1 protein-coding gene is annotated in these 1759 nt (G+C 42.0%); it reads left to right on the top strand.

The window, feature by feature from the left end:
* Positions 1 to 111: 111 nt before the first annotated feature.
* Complete coding sequence (locus WBA89_RS03635) at positions 112 to 1527, top strand: RNA-guided endonuclease InsQ/TnpB family protein (RefSeq protein WP_424404172.1); 1416 nt, start codon at positions 112 to 114, stop codon at positions 1525 to 1527.
* The last annotated feature ends 232 nt before the right edge of the window (positions 1528 to 1759 follow it).

The raw sequence follows: 1759 nt of genomic DNA, 5'->3' as shown, positions 1-1759 counted from the left end.
GCCCTGAGATGCAAGCGACACGGGCGGTTTTAACCGCCGTAAATCTTTCTTAATTCCTAACACTTGAAAACAGATAAACACGTTAAAATATAAACAACGAGGTGAGCGCAATTGTTGACAAATTACGTTTACAAGTTACGTCCCAATCAAACACAAGCATTAAAAATATCTGCTTGGGTAGATATGTTGCGAAGTCACTATAACTGGTGTCTCAACGACAGAATGACTCAATACTACCAGCAGTTCATTGAAGGCAATTACTGTGACATCAGAACGAAAGGCGAAGCTTCACCATTGACCTGCTTCGTAAGTAAAAGTGGCGCAACTGGAAATCCCTGGAAAGACTCTAAGCTTGACTTTGAAGGTAAAGCTAGAAATCCTCGTCGAAGTGCTGGTGACATTCAAATAACAGCATTGCCTGAGTTGAAAATAGCTAGACCTTGGTATAACGGCATTGACTCAACAGTTCTACAACAGAATGTCAAACGCTTAGACATTGCCTACAAAAATTTTTTTGAAGGTAGAGGATTCCCGAAATTCAAAAATCGGAGTAACTTTACTTCTTTTACCTTCGTAATGGGAGTAAAAATCAAGGGCAATAAAATTTACCTACCAAAACTGGGCTGGATTCGGTTTTACAACTCTCGCCCAATCTCAGATGGATTTACTATCAAGGTTTGTGCGGTTAGAAAGCGCCAGAATGGTTGGTATATTTCCGTGAGGATAGAGGATAAGTCTGTACCTGAATACAGTGCTATTTCTGTTGCCGATAGCCCCAAAGTAATAGGTTGCGACTTGGGAATCACTAAACTGGTTCATCTTTCTGATGGATACCAAATTGAAAATCCCAAGTTTTCGACAAACAAAAAAGCTAAACGTACCCTGAAAATTAGACAGAGACGGGTTATCCGCAAAACAAAAGGCAGTAAAAACCGCAAAAAAGCAGCTATCAGAGTCAGCAGATTCCATCAAAAGATTGGTGATAAACGCCAAGCATATCAATGGAAAACTGCGAATTTAATAGTATCTCGTAATATTGATATAATCGCCTTAGAAGATTTGAACATCTCTGGGATGATGCGTCGATGCAAGATTAAAAGTGACGAAAAAACCGGGAGGTTTCTGAAGAACGGGCAATCCAGAAAAAAGGGATTGAATCGCGCCATCTCTGATGCAGGTTGGGGTGATTTAGGATTAAAGATTGAGTATCTAGCTGCAAAGCAAGGAAAAATCGTAATCAAAGTTAATCCTAAGCACTCTAGCCAAGAATGCAGAAGTTGTGGGCACATCGACAAATCCAATAGAGATGGAGAAAAATTCATCTGTGTGGAATGTGGATATCACGAACACGCCGATATTGGTGCTGCAAAAACTATCAGAGACCGAGCTTTGAGAATGGTACGCGGGGACTCCGCGAAACCTGGTGTTGAACACCTAAACGCCCAAAAGATATCAGCACGCTCTACGAGCAAACGTGCTGAGTTTGGGAACCCTAGTAATAGGGATATTAAGAACGAAATTTCTTAAGAATCTCAATCGCTTCAGCGCTGAGAGTGTCAAGAGGAGTTCCTTGAGGCTTTGGCTGAAAATCGAGCTGAGCTAGAAGGGTTGAGGCTACCGGGTGATGATTTGTATTATTCGGAAGGTGAGGGGGAGTAAAACATGACCGAATCATTTAGAGCTATCCGTACCCCAGCTCAGATAGGCTCCCTCACAGTGGATGGCTTCATGTTGCCAGATGGCTCGTATCGGATGTCTC

The organism is Microcoleus sp., assembly GCF_049646505.1.
In the GTDB taxonomy this organism is placed as follows: domain Bacteria; phylum Cyanobacteriota; class Cyanobacteriia; order Cyanobacteriales; family Microcoleaceae; genus Microcoleus.
Note: the sequence above shows the minus strand (reverse complement) of the source record. Positions and strands in the feature narration are given on the sequence as shown.